Annotated in this window: 13 protein-coding genes; 3 read left to right on the forward strand and 10 right to left on the reverse strand. The window is 47.4% G+C overall.

The genetic code is table 11. The features are described 5' to 3' along the window. Positions 1 to 78: 78 nt before the first annotated feature. From panC to sfsA, 6 genes are all read right to left on the reverse strand, one after another. Positions 79 to 927 (reverse strand): pantoate--beta-alanine ligase, encoded by an 849-nt coding sequence (panC, locus tag M1L23_RS14200; RefSeq protein ID WP_252628096.1) that lies wholly within the window; start codon positions 925 to 927, stop codon positions 79 to 81. 9 nt (positions 928 to 936) lie between these two features. Then, the gene (panB, locus tag M1L23_RS14205; protein ID WP_252628097.1) at positions 937 to 1,731 is read right to left on the reverse strand and encodes a 3-methyl-2-oxobutanoate hydroxymethyltransferase; all 795 of its coding nucleotides are present in this window, start codon (positions 1,729 to 1,731) and stop codon (positions 937 to 939) included. 66 nt (positions 1,732 to 1,797) lie between these two features. After that, positions 1,798 to 2,295 (reverse strand): 2-amino-4-hydroxy-6-hydroxymethyldihydropteridine diphosphokinase, encoded by a 498-nt coding sequence (gene folK, locus M1L23_RS14210; protein WP_252628098.1) that lies wholly within the window; start codon positions 2,293 to 2,295, stop codon positions 1,798 to 1,800. A 13-nt stretch (positions 2,296 to 2,308) separates the two neighbouring features. Beyond that, positions 2,309 to 3,595 carry a polynucleotide adenylyltransferase PcnB gene (gene pcnB, locus M1L23_RS14215; protein ID WP_338021860.1) on the reverse strand — a complete coding sequence of 429 codons (1,287 nt, stop codon included), beginning with the start codon at positions 3,593 to 3,595 and terminating at the stop codon, positions 2,309 to 2,311. A gap of 255 nt (positions 3,596 to 3,850) precedes the next feature. Next, entirely contained in the window at positions 3,851 to 4,303 is a 453-nt protein-coding gene (gene dksA, locus M1L23_RS14220; RefSeq protein ID WP_252628099.1) for an RNA polymerase-binding protein DksA, read from the reverse strand. Between the two features lie 120 nt (positions 4,304 to 4,423). Next, the gene (gene sfsA / locus M1L23_RS14225) at positions 4,424 to 5,125 is read right to left on the reverse strand and encodes a DNA/RNA nuclease SfsA (protein ID WP_252628100.1); all 702 of its coding nucleotides are present in this window, start codon (positions 5,123 to 5,125) and stop codon (positions 4,424 to 4,426) included. A 102-nt stretch (positions 5,126 to 5,227) separates the two neighbouring features. Here sfsA and pepB point away from each other — a divergent pair, with 102 nt between their 5' ends. Genes pepB through mrcB form a run of 3 tightly spaced genes read left to right on the forward strand, consistent with a single transcriptional unit; the run spans position 5,228 to position 11,329 of the window. Next, positions 5,228 to 6,517 carry an aminopeptidase PepB gene (gene pepB, locus M1L23_RS14230; RefSeq protein ID WP_252628101.1) on the forward strand — a complete coding sequence of 430 codons (1,290 nt, stop codon included), beginning with the start codon at positions 5,228 to 5,230 and terminating at the stop codon, positions 6,515 to 6,517. Then, positions 6,483 to 8,969, forward strand: coding sequence for an ATP-dependent helicase HrpB (gene hrpB / locus M1L23_RS14235; RefSeq protein ID WP_252628102.1), 2,487 nt, complete (start codon positions 6,483 to 6,485; stop codon positions 8,967 to 8,969). The genes pepB and hrpB overlap by 35 nt, the downstream gene beginning before the upstream one ends. A 53-nt stretch (positions 8,970 to 9,022) precedes the next feature. Continuing rightward, positions 9,023 to 11,329, forward strand: coding sequence for a penicillin-binding protein 1B (gene mrcB, locus M1L23_RS14240; protein ID WP_252628103.1), 2,307 nt, complete (start codon positions 9,023 to 9,025; stop codon positions 11,327 to 11,329). 53 nt (positions 11,330 to 11,382) lie between these two features. Here mrcB and M1L23_RS14245 read toward each other — a convergent pair whose 3' ends face one another. The 4 genes from M1L23_RS14245 to M1L23_RS14260 all read right to left on the reverse strand — a co-directional run bounded on the left by M1L23_RS14245 (position 11,383) and on the right by M1L23_RS14260 (position 15,931). Continuing rightward, the gene (locus tag M1L23_RS14245; protein ID WP_252628104.1) at positions 11,383 to 13,077 is read right to left on the reverse strand and encodes an NAD-dependent malic enzyme; all 1,695 of its coding nucleotides are present in this window, start codon (positions 13,075 to 13,077) and stop codon (positions 11,383 to 11,385) included. Between the two features lie 20 nt (positions 13,078 to 13,097). Then, complete coding sequence (gene hemL / locus M1L23_RS14250; RefSeq protein ID WP_252628105.1) at positions 13,098 to 14,384, reverse strand: glutamate-1-semialdehyde 2,1-aminomutase; 1,287 nt, start codon at positions 14,382 to 14,384, stop codon at positions 13,098 to 13,100. A gap of 11 nt (positions 14,385 to 14,395) precedes the next feature. After that, positions 14,396 to 15,409: an aspartate carbamoyltransferase gene (locus M1L23_RS14255; protein WP_252628106.1), complete on the reverse strand. Its 1,014-nt coding sequence runs from the start codon at positions 15,407 to 15,409 to the stop codon at positions 14,396 to 14,398. A gap of 72 nt (positions 15,410 to 15,481) precedes the next feature. Further along, on the reverse strand, positions 15,482 to 15,931 hold the full coding sequence (locus M1L23_RS14260; protein WP_252628107.1) for a CopD family protein: 450 nt from the start codon (positions 15,929 to 15,931) through the stop codon (positions 15,482 to 15,484). Positions 15,932 to 15,994: the final 63 nt, after the last annotated feature.

Genomic DNA, 15,994 nt, shown 5'->3' on the forward strand with positions numbered 1-15,994 from the left:
GCTTTTGCGAGCCAAGAACTTTAGCACAGGAACAACCCCTTTCGCTACTGCGACAAGGCGCCCCTGGCTGAGGTTCGGTTATTTACGGGTTGCTGACAAATTATCGATGAGGCGTGTTGTGCCAATATATGCGGCAGCTAGCACAATTAGGTCGTGATCTTTTTCTGTCGGGGTTTGTAGGTCACTTAGCCGCTTAACTTCTAAGTAGTCGGGCGTTAGCCCAGCATGGTACCATTCAGCTAGTGCCTTTTCTGTGGCCACAGTAATACTTTCGCCGTTTTCAATTGCTAGGCTTATTTCTTGTAACGACCGGTAAATAATGGCCGCTTGCTGGCGCTCTTGCGCGGTTAAGTAACCATTTCTTGAGCTTAATGCCAGACCACTTTTTTCGCGCTGTGTTTCTACGCCAATAATTTTAATGGGCATACATAAGTCGTGAGCCATAAAACGAATTACTTGTAACTGTTGGTAATCTTTTTTTCCAAAAAGTGCGGCATCAGGCTGCACCATGTTGAACAATTTGGAAACCACGGTGGTTACACCTTCAAAATGCCCTGGCCGCTTGGCCCCACAAAGAATTGAAGAAAGGCCAGGTACAGACACTACAGTTTGAGCTTCAAGCCCACGAGGATAAACTTCACTGACCGCTGGTGTGAATACTGCGTCTACGCCCAACCCTTTTAGCTTCTCTAAATCGGCTTGTAAGGTTCGCGGGTAGCGGTCTAAGTCTTCATTGGCACCAAATTGCAAAGGGTTAACGAAAATAGAAACCAGCACTCGTTCAGCATGAGTCTTAGCTTGTTCAACCAAGGCCAAATGACCGTCGTGTAAGTTGCCCATGGTTGGTACGAAAGCAAGTGACTCATTTTTTTGTCGCCATAATGCACGCTGTGCTCGCAGGGCGGCAATTGTATCTATTTGTTGCATGACAGGTCCTTAGCTAAAGCTATGCTCGGGGCCAGGAAAGCTCCCGTTTTTTACTGCTGCAACATAGCTTTGTACGGCCTCGGCTAAACAGTCGTTGCCAATTAAAAAGTTGCGGGTAAACTTTGGTAAGTACTCGGCATTCATGCCTAACATATCATGCATAACAAGTATTTGGCCGTCTGTGTCAGGACCAGCACCAATACCTATCACAGGAATATCGAGAGCTTCACTAAAACGTTTGCCTAAGCTGGAAGGAATGCACTCAACTACTAATAACTGAGCACCAGCAGCTTGTAACTGCAGCCCTTCGTTAATGAGTTTGTCTGCTTGCTCTGGATCTTTACCCTGTACTCGGTAACCACCAATAACATGAACCTGCTGAGGTAATAAGCCCAAATGAGCACACACAGGAATGCCTTGGCGAGTTAAGTGCTGAACAGTGTCCACTAACCATTCACCACCTTCCATTTTAACCATGTTGGCACCAGCGCGCATTAGCTCGGCGGCATTGAAGCCTGCTGTGTCTGGGTCTGGGTAACTCATAAAAGGCATGTCAGCGATAACAAAGGCGTCTTTGGCACCGTTACGAACCGCATGCGTATGGTAGGCTATATCGTCAATAGACACGCCCAAAGTGGTGTCGGCACCGTGTAAAACCATGCCGAGAGAGTCACCAATAAGCATAACTTCGACACCATTTTCATGAAAAAGCTTACTAAAGCTTGCGTCATATGCAGTGACAGCAGTTAGTTTTTCGCCGGCTTGCTTCATTTTCAGAAGATGTGAAATACGAACTTTGCTCATAAGGACACATACCTAATTTGAAATAAATAATAGTCTATTGTAACCGCTGCAGCACAGGGTTAAAAGTCAGTTTATCGGCAGGCCTGGGTGAATCAGCTGTAATTCCCTTAAATTAAGGGTGTTTGCATGGCTTAATGCAGATTTATTGTTTGGCAAAATATAATTTGGGCGTAACTCAGCAAGCGGCACAATAACAAACTCACGTTCTAAAATGCCTGGGTGTGGCACGGTTAGGCGAGCATCGTTAATGTTTTTGTTACCATAAAACAATAAATCGAGATCTAAAGTGCGCGGGCCCCAATGTTGGCTGCGCACCCGGCCGTGAAGCTGTTCAATATGTTGTAATAGGTCAAGTAATGCGTGCGGTGTAAGCGTAGTGTGGAATATTGCCACCCCATTTACATAGTCGGGCTGATCTTGAGGCCCCATAGGCGTACTGCTATACAAGGACGACAGCTGGAACTGCGTGATGTTCGCCTCGCCCAATAAATGTTGGGCAGCGTCCAACAGCTGTTGCTGAGGATTATTTAGGTTAGCCCCCAAACCAATAACACATTCAATCATAATGGCTGCACCACTATTTTCTCGCTGGCCGACACCGTGTGCGAGGTCGGTGGCGTTTGGTTGGGGCTTTTGTGGCTCCTGCGGTTAAACCAGGGTTATCAATTTGTAGCTGTGTCCAGAACTCGGCTAGGCTTCTCAACCGCTTGTCGTTTTCTACTTTGGCACGAAGTAGCAAAAAGTCGTAGCCTGCACGAAACTTAGGATGGGTTAGCAAGCGTACTGCTTTACGCGGTGTGGTTTGCATTAGTCGTAGTTGCAAAATCCAAATGTCGCGCATAGGAATACTAAAGCGCTTGGGTAAGGAAATACTGCGCACTTGCAAGGCTATAATATCGGCAGACGCCATCTGATACGCGTCGTATTCCGAAAAGCTTGCCTCTTGGCTAATTTCACTAGCGCGGGCAATCATTGGATACCACAATATGGCAGCAAATAAATAGCCAGGGTTTACCGACTTGTTCTCATGCAAGCGTGAGTCGGTGTCAATAAAAGCCTGGTACACCATTTGGTATTCAATACTTGCAGGGTCTTTAAAAGGAACTTTTAAAACGGGGAACAGCGGAGCCATTAAGCCAAGGTCGTTAAGTACTTCAAAATTAGCAACAGCCTTGCCGCCTATAAACAGTTTTAAAAACTCTTCAAATAAACGTGCTGCCGGTATGTCGTCAAGTAAGTGAGCTAAGGCTGGAATAATGGTGCGACACGAATCGTCTATGCGTAGGCCCAACTTGGTAGCAAAGCGTGCAGCACGTAGCATGCGTACAGGGTCTTCACGATATCGTTCTTCCGGCTCGCCAATTAATTTTAGCGTACCGTCTTCAAGGTCAGCCATACCACCAACAAAGTCGTAAATAGCAAAGTCGGCAATGTTGTAGTACAAGGCATTTACCGTGAAGTCGCGGCGGTGGGCGTCTTCTTCTATGGTGCCGTAAACGTTGTCCCGTAAAATCATGCCTTCATCACTAGTGCGGGCAATTTTACCAACTTCTTTTTCTTCGTCGGAATGATGGCCGCGGAAAGTTGCTACTTCTATAATGTCGCGGCCAAAAATAATATGCGCCAAGCGGAAGCGGCGGCCAATTAAGCGGCAGTTACGAAATAGCTGGCGTACCTGCTCTGGGGTTGCGTTGGTTACTACGTCGAAGTCTTTAGGGGCAACACCTAGTAATAAATCACGTACACAGCCACCTACGAGGTAAGCTTCGAAGCCGCCTTTGTGTAAGCGATATAAAACTTTTATTGCATTCTCTGAAATATCACTACGAGAAATAGGATGTTGGTTGCGTGGGATTATATTCACAGCTACGGCTGCCTTTGTTTGTTTCGATTTACTGGGCATTACGTTCCGTGCCATGTTTACCAGGTGCTTGATAATAGCGAGCGTCCTTTATCGGAATGGTTGCAGGCTCCTGATGCAGGGCCTAGCGTTAACCAAAGATACAAAATAGGGTGTTAAGCGGTAATATATCACCTTCGCCCTAATTCGGTAGGGTAAAAACAATATTGTCCAAAGAGCCCGCTAATGCGAGCTCTGCCATCCTATTTATACCGACAGCTACGAGCCACGCATTTGTTTTTCGCGAATTTCAGCTAGGCTTTTGCAGTCTATACAAAGCTCGGCAGTTGGCCTTGCTTCTAAACGTCGAATGCCTATTTCAATACCGCACGAGTCACAAAAACCAAAATCATTGTGCTCTATAAGCTCCAATGTTTTTTCAATTTTCTTGATTAGCTTTCGCTCGCGGTCACGGGTTCTCAGTTCAATCGCAAATTCCTCTTCTTGCGCTGCGCGATCCACAGGGTCGGCGTAATTCACCGCTTCTTCTTTTAGGTTGCCAACGGTGCGGTCAACTTCTTCGCGAAGCTGTGCACGCCAAGCTTCTAGAATACGTTTGAAGTGAGCGCGCTGTTCTTCGCTCATATATTCTTCGCCAGCTTTCTCAACGTAAGATTCTAAACCTGCTAGGGCAAGAACTCCGTGTACTTTTTTTCCCTTTACTTCCGCCATATCTACACTCCTCCGGGAGTTGGTCGTCGTATTCCCAAACAAAGTTGGGTATGTATAACAGAATAAAAATAACCGTGCAATTTTGTAGCAAACCCATTCATGGGGGCGCTTTTATTGAATTCAAGTGCGCCAGTGTGTAAAGGTTATGCTTGCTGCAGTCACGTTAAAGTGGGCTTCTAGAACCACTAGTCCGGCCGCCTTGGCTTGTTCGAGCGCAGCATTATACGTTGGATCGATCTGTTTTGCTGCTTTTACCTTCGATATTGCTGAATGCAACACCGCATAAATAATAACAGCGCTTGAATTTGGCTGGTTTTGGGTTAAATGAGTTAGCTCTTGTAGTTGTCGTGACGCTCGTTCCGACGTGGTGTCGGGGAAATATCCTAGGCCATTGGCATGGTGCAAAGTAACCGACTTTACTTCCACATAACAGTCGGGTGCAGCGCAAGCTTTTAGCAGAAAGTCTATTCGGCTTTTCTCGCCATAGCGCACTTCACGTTTTATTTCTGTGTAGGCGGCTAAGTGCTTAGGTGGTTGTGAGCGTAAAGCGTTTTCTACCAAAGTATTGGCACGATGCGTGTTCACGCATATCCATTCATCGTTGGTGGTGTGGGTTAGCTCCCATGTACGAGAATATTTCCGTTTGGGATTATCGCTAACACTAAACCAAACTGTACTACCGGGCTCTGCGCAGCCGGTCATGGCGCCCGTGTTAGGGCAGTGTATGGTTACTTCTTCACCACAGGGTAAAACCACATCGGCCAGGAAACGTTTGTAGCGCCGAATAAGAACGGCAGAATTTAATGTGGGTTCAAATTGCATATCTAGTAGGTTTCTCGTTACAGTAAGAGGCTGTAATTAAGCAATCAGTCGCTTTCCAGCACTAAAATAGTGCAGCGAGTAAACTACGTGGTGAGGTATGTTATGTCCAGTTCAGTGCAAATTCATTTAACACAGAATGAGTTACCAGCCGGAGTACGTAAGAATAGTATGGTATTTGCAACAGCAGAAGGTTATGCCATAGCTGTTGCCGGTAAAAGTGAGACCGAAACGCTTCGAATTATTCAGCAAGCAGGCCGAAAGCTTGATCAAATAGGCATTGAAAATGCAGAGCTTGTAGGTTCAGACTGGAGCCAAGAAGCACAATGGGCATTTGCCATTGGCTTTACCGACACGCTGAATAAAAACAAAGTAACCTATACCGGCGAACCAGCCGAAGCACTTAAGGCCATGCATGAAACCTATGCATGGGTGCGTGAAATTATTAATTTGCCCCCTTCAGAAATTTATCCGGAAGTGCTGTGCGAACGGGTTGCTAAAGAGTTAACCAAAGTAGGTGGCAAAGCGGTTAGCCATCGTATGGTCATAGGGCCAGAACTGCTTGCTGAAAAACGCTTTGGTTTATATACCGTAGGTCGTGCCAGCCAGCACCCGCCAGTTATGCTCGAGCTCGACTACAACCCTACCGGGAATGACAAAGCCGAGGTCGACTTTGTGCTAGTAGGCAAAGGTATTACCTTCGACACGGGTGGTTATAGTATTAAAAGTAGCGAAGGCATGGTGAGCATGAAATGCGATATGGGCGGTGCGGCTACGGTGTCAGGTGCTTTATTATTAGCCATGCGCCAAGGGTTAAATAAGCGTGTGAAGCTGGTGTTGTGCTGTGCAGAAAACATGATCGACGGCAGCGCCTACAAAAACGGCGACATTATTACCTACAAAGACGGCCAAACCGTTGAAATTGTAAATACCGACGCGGAAGGCCGTATTGTGCTAGCCGACGGTTTATTGCGTGCTGGCGAATTAGGCGGCAAGCGAATTATTGACGCCGCAACCTTAACCGGTGCAGCTCAAGTGGCGGTAGGCAAAGAATACAACGCGTTGTTTAGCGTCGACGACAGCTATGCACAAGAAGCTCTTAGTGCTGCCAGTAGTGTGAATGAAAACTTATGGCGCTTACCGTTAGCACCTTGGCACCAGTTTCAGTGCCCATCACCTTTTGCCGACACTGCCAATAGCCGCCCACAAAAAGGTGGCGGAACTGGTGGAGCAAGTAATGCTGCTGGTTTCTTATTGCGCTTTGCCCCGAATAACGGTGCAGGCTGGCTACATTTTGACTTAGCAGCTGCTTATCATGGTCAAGCAAATGGTTTTTTTGCTGCAGGAGCAACCGGAACAGGTGTTAGAACCATCGCCACACTCCTTAACGCCTAACTTTCCAGTTCACGAGGTTTTAGAAGAGGTTGCAAGTTCGCTTGCAACCCACCACGTGGTTTTGGAAGCGCCGCCAGGTGCGGGGAAGTCGACGGTGTTACCCCGTTGGCTACTTGAACAGTTTAATGGCTGGAATGGGCGTGTTATATTGGTACAGCCACGCCGTGTAGCAGCTGTAAACGTGGCCCAATTCATAGCAGCCCAACTTGGCGAAAAACCAGGCCAGCGCGTTGGCTTTCACATTCGTAATCATCGTAGCGCTTCAGCAACTACTCAGCTGTTGGTGGTTACAGAAGGTATTTTCACCCGCATGATTCAAGCTGATCCAGAGTTAACAGGCGTCGGCTTGGTTATTTTCGATGAGTTTCATGAACGTAATTTACACTCTGATCTTGGTCTCGCGCTTTGTTTAGACATATTGCCACTGCGAGACGATTTACGTTTAATGATTATGTCGGCAACCCTACCGGGCCAATTCATTACCGACTGGCTGCAAAGCCACTTAATTGCAACTAAGTTTATTGCTAGTGCGGGGCGACAGTACCCCATTGATGTGCACTATCGGCCACCAAAAAGCCTCCACGACTGGCAAGCACACTTACCTCTGGTTATTGAAGAAGCCATTGCGCTGGCTAACCAGGGGGTACTTGTTTTTTTACCTGGCCAACGTGAAATTCGGCAGCTACTACAATACTTCTCCTCCCGCGGCCCCGGTGTAACTGTTATGCCGCTTTACGGCGGGCTTAGTATTGAGGCCCAGCAGCAGGTGTTAACACCCTTAGCAAGCGGCTTGAAGTTAGTGCTTGCTACCAACGTAGCCGAAACTAGCTTAACTATTCCAGACATAGACGTAGTGGTTGATTCAGGTCGCGAGCGGCAAGCAAGCTACGATCCGCGCTATGGTTTTACCAAGCTACAAACCCGCATGATTTCAAAAGCGTCTGCAGTACAGCGCGCCGGCCGAGCAGGCCGGGTAGCAGCAGGGCATTGTTTTCGTTTATGGCCGCAAGTTACAACTGATAGGCTAGACGCCTATGGTGTACCTGCAGTTGAGCGGGAAAACTTGGCCAATTTATTATTGGAACTGAAAATATGGGGCACAACACCAGAACAATTGGCTTGGTTTACCGCGCCATCTGCTAGTTTAATAGCTGCTGCTGAGCAGCAATTAGAACAATTACAGGCTACCGCTAACGGTGTGATTACTGCCCGAGGAAAGCGTTTGGCAGAAGCGAGTACAGACTTACGTTATGCAGCAATACTCGAATTCGCTCAAGGCCATAGCGGGTATATGCAAATATTGGCGGCGTGGTTAGTGGCTAACCTAGAAGAGCGAGAGGGCGACTTACAGGGCGATTTAACTGATTTATTAAGACAGCGGTGGCAGGGCAACCAAGCGCTGCCACGTACCCAGCGACGTTTTCAACATTGGTTAAAACATTTTGCCATTACTAGCAATAGCCAATACCCGATAGCGAATCTAGGTGAACTACTGTTACATGGCTTTCCCGACCGCGTTGCGGAACACCAAGGTAGGCGCCTGCAGTTGGCAACCGGCTTGGCGGTTCGTGCCGACATGCCGGCAAGCCAAGGGGCTTGGTTGGTGGCGGTTGACTTATCGCTACTTGAGCAACAAAGCGAGGCTCAGCTGTGGGCGTATGTCTCGTTAGCAAAAGAGTTGTTAATAACGACTCAACTAGCGTTACGCACAACCAACTTTATTGCTCGCTGGCGCGGTGAACAAGGCGGTTTAGAACGGGTTGAACAGCAACGCTGGGGTAAGCTGGTGCTTGCTGAGCACCAACCCCAAGGGCAGGCCACGCGCGCCGAGCGTGGCCTTGCTATGGCCGACTGGTTGCGTAAAAAAGGCTGGCAAGCTACTGCTTGGGGCCCAGAAGAAGAGGCGCTCTGTGCACGAATGCAGCAATTGATGTTGTTACGCGACGAACCAGCGAGCAATTGGCAACCTGCCCAGTTATTAGCAAATATTGAAACCTGGGCATTACCATGGCTAGAATCGTTCGAACGACGGGCCGACTTAAAGCGCTGGCAGCCAAAAGAAGCCTTACTTAGCGTTTTAGGCTATGAAAATCAGCAGCAACTCAATCATTGGTTACCAACCCATTGGCTGGCACCTAGTGGGCGTCGGCATAAAATACACTATGAATTGAGTGAAATGCCCCGGGTAGCTTTAAAGCTACAAGAAGTATTTGGCACCCCAGGCTCTCCTACGTTAGCGAATGGCCAATTGGTGCTTGCCTTTGAACTTTTGTCACCGGCAGGTAGGTTGTTGCATCGAACGGCAGATTTAGCCTCCTTTTGGCAAAATGCTTGGCCGGAGGTGCGCAAAGAAATGCGTGGTCGTTATCCAAAACACCCATGGCCAGAAAATCCATTAAGTGCAGCAGCAACTCATTTAACCAAGCGTGCGTTAGCTCATAAAAAACCGTAAACCTTGCGCAAAGAACATTTAAAAACTTACCAACAGGTGCAAAATATAAAGCTATGAAAAAAACACAACGCCCGCGCTGGCTACCTTCATTACAGCTGTTTTTTCGCCTTGCGCTTATAGCAAGTGTGGTGCTGGTGTTCTATGCAATATATTTAGACGGTCAAATAACCCATCGCTTTAGTACTTCGCGTTACCAAGCACCAGCATTGCTTTATAGTCAGGCTTTAAATATCGAAGTAAACCAACCCATTACCCGCCAAAGAATTGTGCAAGAGCTGAAGGCCCTCGACTATCAAGTTGGCCGATATGCGCGTAATAGCGGCGAGTATCAAGAGCAAGAGCAGCAGTTATTGCTGCATCGCCGGGCCTTCGATTTCCCTACTCATTATGCACCGGCTGAACGTGTACGGTTAGTGTTTACTACAGAAGGCTGGCTTGAACGCATTGAGTCTTGGCCGAACCAACAACCTTTACAATCAATACTGTTAGAGCCGCAGTTTCTTGGCCGCTTCGCCACCGACAGTGGTGAAGACCGTTTGTTGGTGGGGCTTGAGCAAGTACCAACACTTATGCGTGAAGCCCTGATTTTGGTTGAAGACCGTGAATTTTATCATCACCATGGGGTGAGGCCAGCTGCTATAGCACGAGCGGCGTTAGCAAATATTATGGCCGGGCGCACAGTGCAGGGGGGCAGCACTATTACCCAGCAGCTGGTGAAGAACATGTATTTAACCCATGCACAAACCTATGTGCGCAAAGTGAATGAGGCCATTATGGCGCTTATTCTCGATTACCGCTTTGCAAAAGACGAAATACTTGAAGCTTACTTTAACGAAGTTTATTTTGGCCAAGATCGTGGTCATGCCATTCATGGGGTAGCACTGGCTAGTCAGTTTTATTTTGGTAAATTCGTTGAAGACTTAAATGTGGCAGAAATAGCCACCATTGTAGGCATGATTAAAGGACCTTCGATTTATGAACCGCGGCGCAACCCTGAGCGCTCGCAAGAGCGTCGCGACGTAGTTCTCAGGCTTATGTTCGAGCAAGACTTGATTTCACAAACACAATATTTAGCCGCACTAGACACAACTATGCGAACTCGAGCCGATAAGCGCTTGGTGCAGTTCAACAGGCCGGACTTTATCGATTTAGTGGAAAAAGAGGTGCGTCAAATATTGCCTGGGCGGAGCTGGCAAGAAACAGGTTTGCGAGTGTTCACTACCTTTGACCCCGAACAACAACGGTGGTTAGAAACTGCAGCACGCGATTCTGAAAGTGCCAAAGGCTTAGCTGATATCGAACGTGCCATGTTGTTAACCGAGCATCGCTCAGGTGCCGTGCGTGCCTTAGTGGGGGGTAAAAACCAGGTGGCTGGTGGCTTTAATCGTGCCTTGGCTGCTCGACGCCCAATAGGCTCAATTATAAAACCTTGGGTGTACGCCATGGCGCTTGAGCATACGGAGCAATTTACTTTAGCCACCATGCTCGACGACAGCCCAACGGTAGTGAAAGACAAATACGGCGAAGACTGGTCGCCAAGTAACTTTGATCGTAAATATCGCGGGCCAGTTACCCTATACGACAGCGTTATAAATTCGTACAACGTGCCTATGGTGCGGTTGGGTATGGAGCTTAGCCCAACGGTAGTGCGTAATCGCTTGCAGCAAAGTGGTATTACAAGCTTCATACATGCTTGGCCGTCGTTATTTCTAGGCGCCGTTGACATGACTTTAATGGACGTAGCAACTATTTACGGTGCATTAGCTGCCCAGGGTGAAGCAAAAAGCTTATATGCTGTAGCGGCAATAACAACCCACCGTGGCGAGCTTTTATATGAACATAAACCGGCTGTACAGCCAGTATTTACGCCACAAGCAGCCTGGTTGACTAGCTTTGCTTTAGAAGGTGCGGTTAACGTAGGTACAGCAAAGGGGTTGGCACACTTAGGCCCAGGCTTGGCGGGTAAAACAGGCTCTACTAATGATTTACGTGACAGTTGGTTTGTTTCCTATGACGCCAACTATGTACTTACTAGCTGGATAGGGCACGACGACAACCAGCCTGTTGGCTTAACCGGCAGCCGTGGTGCGTTGCCATTGGCAGGTGAATATTGGCAGCGAGCAGGTGTTGCTGCTCGTTCGCCACTATTACCAGCGGAAATGTACTGGACAAACATAAGTGCTAGCACAGGAATAGTTGTTAGTGCGAACTGTAACGGCACATTGCGCTTGCCTATGGTGGGCTTGGCGCCAGAACAAGGGGTTGATTGCGAAGGCCGCTTGGTTGAGCTAATTGAAAAGCCGCAAGACGAACCAGAAGAGCGGGCAAAACCATGGTGGAAGCGAATTTTTGGTAGCTAATAAAAAGCCGAAATGCGTTAGCATCTCGGCTTTCAACTCATGTATTATCAGTGCTACAGGCTGACTCGGCGGTACTCACGATACTCGGGGTGCCAAAACATATCGTTGATCCGTTTACGTAACAACGAATCTTCAATATCCAGGGCATGCCCTTGCTCTTGAGCAACTTTACCTACAGCAAAGGCAATTTCACGGGACAGGGCTTCAATACCCGTTAGTGGTGGTAACAAGCTGGCGCCTGTGCCCATTACCCGCGGCGACATAGCCGCTAAAGTTTCACTAGCTACAATCATCATTTCTTCTGTCACTCGGCGAGACCTAACTGCTAACACCCCTAAGCCAATGCCTGGAAAAATATAGCTGTTGTTGCATTGAGCTATTGGGTAATCAACGCCGTTTACATTCACCGTGTCAAAAGGGCTACCGGTAGCCATAATAGCTTGGCCATCGGTCCAACGCAGCACGTCTCGAGGGTGCGCTTCTACTTGGCGCGACGGATTGCTGAGTGGAAATATAATAGGCGCTTGACAATGCTGGTGCATGGCACGAATTACCTGTTCAGTGAACAGCCCTGGCTGGCCTGAAACACCAATAAGTACCGTTGGCTTAGCGCAGTTCATTACATCGAGTAAGGAAGGGTATTCACCACTGTAGCTCCAGTCACTTATTGCGGCGTTACTTTGTGTTAAAGCAGACTGGAAATCCCGTAAGTCAGGCATGTTTTCGGTTAACAAACCAAAACGGTCCACCATAAATATTTGTGCTTGAGCTTGCTCGCGGGTTAAGCCTTCTTTGCACATGTGGGCAATAATTTGTTCGGCAATACCACAGCCAGCCGAGCCAGAGCCCACAAACACAACGCGCTGTTCGGTTATCGATTCGCCTTTAGCTTTACAGGCGGCCAATAAAGTTCCAGAGGTAACTGCTGCGGTACCTTGTATATCGTCATTGAAACAACATATTTGGTCTTGGTAACGCTTTAGTAAGGGCATTGCGTTTTGCTGAGCAAAGTCTTCAAATTGAACTAAAACACCGGGCCAACGACGTTGAATGCCTTGCATCACTACATCAAGAAAGTGGTCATATTTCTCGCCAGTAATGCGCTTGTGCCGAGCGCCCATATACATAGGGTCATTTAACAACTTTTCGTTATTAGTGCCTACGTCAATCATAATGGGCAGAGTGTAAGCAGGGCTGATACCACCACACACGGTATATAAGGAAAGCTTACCAATTGGAATGCCCATGCCGCCAATACCTTGGTCGCCAAGGCCTAGAATACGCTCGCCATCGGTAATAACGATAACTTTTACATTGCGCTTGGTAGCGTTGCGTAAAATGTCATCAATATTGTCTTGGTCTTCATAAGAAATAAACAAACCACGGGCGCTACGATAAATATCTGAAAACTGCTCACAGGCGTCACCCACTGTAGGGGTGTAAATCACTGGCATCATTTCTTCAATATGTTCTTTTACTAAGCGATAGAACATAGTTTCGTTGTTGTCTTGAATTGCCCGCAAATAAATATGTTGGTTAATTGGCTCAGCAAAGGTTTTATATTGCAAGTAAGCGCGGCTAACCTGCTCTTGAATTGTTTCATAGCGTGGCGGAATTAAGCCGGTTAAGTTGAACTCTTTGCGCTCGGTGGGGCTAAAGGCGCTGCTTTTATTAAGCAGCGGTGTTTCAAGCAATGTTGGGCCAGCATAATGAATATATAACGGCTTCTTATTACGTTGGTCAGTCATTTATATCCTTAAACCTGCAATTATGGGGTTATTTTTGCAAATGCAATGTCGGCACAGCGAAGTGTTTCTTGAATATCACTGGTAGAGTGTGCAAAGGACATGAAACCCGTTTCATAAGCACTTGGTGCAAGGTAAATACCTTGCTCTAACATAGCGTGATAAAAGACTTTAAACTGTTCCATGTTGCACTGGGTTGCTTGTTCAAAGGTAGTTACTTGTTTGGCATCAGTAAAGAAGAAGCCAAACATGCCGCCTGCTTGATTGGTGGTTAGCGGTATACCGTGCTTATCGGCCAGTTGTTTAAAGCCTGCCATTAAGTCGGTCGCATGCTGCTCTAACTGTTGGTATTGGGCTTCGTCGGTTAATAGTTCGAGCGCTGCTAAGCCAGCAGCCATAGCAACGGGGTTGCCAGACAAAGTACCCGCCTGATAAACAGGGCCAAGCGGCGCAATGTGGTTCATAATCTCAGCTTTACCACCAAAGGCACCTACGGGCATACCGCCGCCAATAACCTTACCTAAGCAGGTTAGGTCAGGGGTAACATTATAAAATTGCTGGGCGCCGCCGCGGGCAACGCGGAAACCGGTCATTACTTCATCAAAAATAAGCACACTGTCATATTGGTCACAAATAGCACGCAAGCCTTCAAGAAAGCCAGGCACTGGTGGAATACAGTTCATGTTGCCTGCTACTGGCTCAACAATAATACAAGCAATATCATTGCCCACTTCTTTAAATACTTGTTCAACTTGATCAAGCTGATTAAAGCTAACGGTTAGTGTGTGTTGGGCCACATCGGCGGGAATTCCCGGCGAACTAGGCACGCCAAGGGTAAGTGCGCCAGAGCCTGCTTTAACTAATAAAGAGTCGGCGTGGCCGTGGTAGCAGCCTTCAAATTTAAGAATTTTATTTCGGCCAGTATAACCACGGGCCAAGCGAATAGCGCTCATGGTTGCTTCAGTACCTGAATTCACCATGCGAACTTTTTCAATGGAAGGCACCATAGAAATAACTTTTTCAGCCATGGTAATTTCAATTTCAGTAGGGGTACCAAAGCTTAAGCCTCGGGCGGCGGCAGCAATAGCAGCGTCGCGCACGGCTGGGTGGTTGTGGCCTAAAATCATCGGCCCCCATGAACCCACGTAGTCAATATACTTTTTACCATCGGCGTCAAACATATAGGCGCCGTCGGCCTGTTCAATGAACACGGGCGTGCCACCTACCCCTTTAAATGCACGTACAGGCGAATTTACGCCGCCTGGAATACTATGTTGGGCTTGGGCAAAAAGTTCTTCAGAGCGAGACATACAACTTCCTTTTAATAACGGGCTTTATTACTAAACCAAACCACATCGGTGTCGTATTTATTTACAATGTCTGCAACACCAAGGGTAAGAGCGAATAAAGCCATACGAATAAGTACGCCATTATCGGCTTGACGGAAAATGGCTAAGTTAGGGTTTTGGTTTAGGTCATTATCAAGCTCGTTTGCTTCCGCACGTGAATCGCGCGGCAAGGGGTGCATAATGACCGTATTAGGCTTGTAATGACGGGTGTAAATTTCATTGTTAAGTCGAAACTTGCCGCGATAAAGCGACGCTTCTTCAAGGCTAGCAAAACGTTCTTGCTGAATACGAGTTTGATAAACAATATCGGCGTCCATTTCACCAACCAGCTCGTCGGTAACGCGGAACGCGTGGCCCGCGTCTGTTAGGGCGTTTAGCACTTCGTCGGGCATGGCCAATTCGCGGGGTGAAATTAAGGTAAAGCGCACATTTTTATACAGGCATAATAGCTTCGACAGAGAATGTACGGTACGGCCATACTTTAAATCGCCAATCATACAAATATGCATGCCATCTACTTTACGGCCGTGGTGCCCGAGCTCTTTGGCTATAGTATATAAGTCGAGTAGAGCCTGGGTAGGGTGTTCGTTAGCGCCGTCTCCGCCATTGATTACGGGTACTCGGCTACCTTCAGCGAACTCAGCAACCGAACCAGCTTTAGGATGCCGCATGGTAATAATGTCGCTATAACTTGAAAGCACGCGAGCGGTATCAAATAGCGACTCGCCTTTAGCAATGGCCGAGCTTTCCATGCCTGTGGTTTCCCGTACTTCGCCACCCAGTAAATTGAAGGCCGTACCAAAGCTTACTCTGGTTCGAGTTGAGGCTTCAAAAAACAAATTACCGAGAATTGCACCTTCAAGCACCTTGGTGCGTTTTCTGCGGTGCGCATAGGGTTCCATTTGGTCGGCTATGGTAAAAACACGCTGAATGGCGTCGGGGTTAAACTGCCCAACCGAAAGGATATTTGCTCCAGTGAATTGCATAATGCTCTCTACTTTTACTTGCCCTATGGTGGGGCGGTATTATAGCAGATGGAAGCCCCTAGGGTAAAAGAATTAGGTGCCAATGGCTGGCTTTAACACGGCTAAAATAATGATAGCAAACAAGGCCAAAACGGGTATTTCATTAAAAATACGGAACCAGCGACCAGAACGAAAGTGGGCTGACCGTTTGATTTTTTTAACTAAATGGAAACAGTAAATATGGTATGCAACTAAAAAAGTAATAAGCAGCAACTTAATATGCATCCAGTGCATTTGTTTTAGCCAACCTAAACCATATATCCATAACATGCCGGTACCAAACACTATGGTAAGAATGGCAAAAGGTGTAATAAAGAATAGTAAGCGGCGCTCCATAATTTGTAGTTGAGCATGCACAAGAGGCTCTTTACTTTCTGCATGGTAGACAAATAATCGTGGTAAATAGAAAATGCCCGCAAACCATGCGACCATGAAGGCTAGGTGAAGCGCCTTGAACCATTGTAAAAGCTGGAACTCTGACATAATAGGTTTCCTTGAAAAGATACATAAATTTACCATGCCGGTCGGCAGAGGGCTAGTAGAGCC

The organism is Aliidiomarina quisquiliarum (assembly GCF_023922585.1).
Classification (GTDB): Bacteria; Pseudomonadota; Gammaproteobacteria; order Enterobacterales; family Alteromonadaceae; genus Aliidiomarina; species Aliidiomarina quisquiliarum.